At 57.9% G+C, this 3,165-nt stretch carries 2 protein-coding genes; both read right to left on the bottom strand.

The genetic code is table 11. The annotated features are described in order from the left end of the window. The coding region (gene recG, locus ACTH5D_RS17705) for an ATP-dependent DNA helicase RecG (RefSeq protein WP_441673528.1) at nucleotides 1–1,995 on the bottom strand (1,995 nt) is incomplete at its 3' end. Further along, nucleotides 1,992–2,921 carry a hydrogen peroxide-inducible genes activator gene (locus ACTH5D_RS17700; protein ID WP_441673526.1) on the bottom strand — a complete coding sequence of 310 codons (930 nt, stop codon included), beginning with the start codon at nucleotides 2,919–2,921 and terminating at the stop codon, nucleotides 1,992–1,994. The genes ACTH5D_RS17700 and recG, both read right to left, overlap by 4 nt. Nucleotides 2,922–3,165 lie beyond the last annotated feature (244 nt).

Genomic DNA, 3,165 nt, shown 5'->3' with positions numbered 1-3,165 from the left:
CTGGGCCATGGCGGTAACGCGCTCTAACAGGTCCGCATCGCGCTCAAGGTCGGCGATTTTCATCTGCGCAAGGCCCGTTTGACGAGTGCCCAGCACTTCGCCTGGCCCGCGAATTTCTAAATCTTTTTCCGCAATACGGAAGCCATCGGTCGTTTCGCGCATCACTGCCAAGCGCTGGCGGGAGCTTTTCGACAGCGGCGGGTGGTAGAGCAACACGCAAAAGCTTTCCGTGCTGCCACGCCCTACCCGGCCACGTAGCTGGTGAAGCTGGGAAAGCCCCAGTCGCTCAGGGTTTTCGATAATCATCAGGCTCGCATTGGGCACATCCACACCGACCTCGATCACCGTGGTGGCCACTAGCAAGTCTAGCTCACCTGCTTTGAAGGCCGTCATTACCTCGGCTTTCTCACTTGATTTCATGCGCCCGTGCATCAAACCCACGGCAAGCTCCGGTAGCGCCACCGTTAATTCATCGCGGGTGACTTCCGCCGCCTGGCACTGTAATACCTCGGACTCATCAATCAGCGTACATACCCAATACGCCTGGCGGCCTTCACTGCAGGCAAGCTTAATGCGCTCCACCACTTCAGGGCGCCGCTCATCAGGCACTACCACGGTTTTAACCGGGGTCCGTCCTGGGGGCAGTTCGTCGATCACCGACACATCTAGGTCCGCGTAGGCGCTCATGGCCAGCGTGCGGGGAATCGGCGTAGCGGTCATGATTAGCTGATGCGGGGTCAGCCCGCCCGCCTCGCCTTTTTCACGCAGCGCTAGCCGCTGATGCACGCCAAAACGGTGCTGCTCGTCAATAATCGCCAGCCCTAAGCACTGAAAGTGCACATCGTCTTGGAACAGCGCATGGGTGCCGACGATCATTCGCGCGCGGCCATCGGCAATCGCGGCCTTAGCATCCAGCCGCGCTTTTCCTTTGAGCTTACCTGCCAGCCACGCTACTTCGATGCCCAGCGGCTCAAACCACGCTTTAAACGCGCGGTAGTGCTGCTCAGCAAGGATTTCCGTCGGCGCCATAATCGCGGCTTGGCAGTTACCTGCCAGGGCACACAGCGCCGCCATGGCCGCCACGACGGTCTTGCCCGACCCCACATCGCCTTGAACTAAGCGCAGCATTGGCGCTGGGCAGCTTACATCGAGGCTGATTTCTTCCAATACACGGCGCTGAGCACCGGTCAGAGCAAACGGCAGTTGGGCCAAAAAACGCGCCTGCAGGCTACGCCCTGAGGGTAGCACCGGGGCACCGTCGGCCTGAATACGCAGACGAACCTCGCGCAGGCTTAACTGGTGAGCCAGCAGCTCTTCCAACGCGAGCCGGCGCGTAGCCGGATGCTGACCCCAGGTTAACTGCTCGATATTCACATCAGGCGGTGGCTGATGCAGTAAGTGCAGACTGGCGTGAAGCCCCGGTAGTTGAAAGCGCTGGCGCAGCGCATCAGGAATAACGTCAGGCAGCGTTTCGGGGGCCGCGTCTAGCAGCTCAAGCGCCTGCTGCGTCAAGGCACGCAGGCGCGCTTGGTTGAGCCCTTCAGTGGTGGGATAAATAGGCGTGAAATACTCGTCTACCGGTGCTTCACTGCCCCCCATCAACCGGTATTCGGGATGATAGATCTCTAAACCCGTCGCTCCAGCACGGGCTTCTCCAAAGGCGCGCACGCTCGCACCGGGGTGCAGCTGTTGCTGCTGGGCGGGCGAGAAGTGGAAAAACCGCAGGCTCAGAATACCGCTATTATCACGCACGCGGACTAGCAGGCTGCGGCGGCGCCCTTTTACCACGTCGCAGGCCGTCACTTCACCTTCAATCACCGCTTCTTGCCCGGCGCGCAGAAGGCCAATGGGCGTCAGGCGAGTACGGTCTTGATAACGTAGCGGCAGATGAAAGAGCAGGTCGCTAACGCGCTGAATAGCCAAGCGGCTAAGCTTTAACGCGAGGGCTTCGCCTACGCCTTTCAGCGACGTAACGGGCGCGGAGAGATCGCTCATGGGGCGCTTTTCACGGTCTGAGAGGGCTGACGGCACTGGCTGATCGCCTGAATCAACGCTTCTATCGCCTTTGGCCGCGGAAAGCTTGCTCGCCAGGCAATCGCCACGGTGCGCGACGGTGCGGGCTCAACGAAAGGACGGCTGACCAACATGGCATTTTCATACTGGTCGGTGCCCAGCGCCGACTGTGGCAAAACGGTAATGCCCAACCGGGAGGCCACCATATGGCGAATGGTCTCAAGCGAGCCGCCTTCCGCAATCAGCGTATTACTGGGGCTGTTGAGCTTTTGGGTAATCGCCGGGCAGGCTTCAAGAATTTGATCACGAAAGCAGTGGCCTTCACCGAGCAATAACAGGCGCTCTTCGAGTAAATCTTCTTTATTGATCGCCTCGCGCGTCACCCAGGCGTGATTAGCCGGCATTAACACTTCAAACGCTTCGTCGTAGATCGGCTTGGTGACCACATCGGTCTCGGTGAAGGGCAGTGCTACAATAATCACATCCAGCTCACCGCTTCTTAGCTTGCCACGCAGAGTGCCGGTCATGCCCTCTTCGATATACAGCGGCATTTGCGGGGCAGCATTAGCCAGCGCAGGTACCAGGTGGGGAAATAAATAGGGCCCTATGGTGTAGATCGCGCCAATGCGCAGCGGGTTGGCTAACTGGTCTTTACCGCTGCTAGCCAACTCAAATATCAGCGTGCTTTGTTCCAGTACTCGCTGCGCCTGGGCAACAATTTTTTCACCTAATGGCGTGACCTGCACGGTGGATTTCGAGCGCTCGAATAGCGGCGTTTCAAGCTCTTCTTCCAACTTTTTCACCGCCACCGATAGCGTGGGCTGAGAGACATGACAGCGCTCTGCCGCGCGGCCAAAATGGCGCTCTTGGGCAAGGGTTACGATGTAGCGAAGTTCTGTTAAAGTCATAGTGGTGCCAGTGGCATCCTCTTGTAGCAGCGTGTGACTAATAGCATGCTGTCAGCGGGACGGAAAAGGACAAGCAAGCTCTGCCGACGATCTTCTCTACTGACGATTTTCTCAACTGACAGTGTCATGGTTCACTGTAATCGTTGACAGAGATTTTGTATCTAATAGGGAATATTAATCAACAGGAGTGAGCACGGTGAAGCTAACCGTACTGATTATCGGCTGTGGCGATATTGGGATCAAC

It is taken from the genome of Halomonas sp., from assembly GCF_052095695.1.
GTDB lineage: Bacteria > Pseudomonadota > Gammaproteobacteria > Pseudomonadales > Halomonadaceae > Vreelandella.
This window is presented reverse-complemented; position numbering and strand designations above follow the sequence as displayed.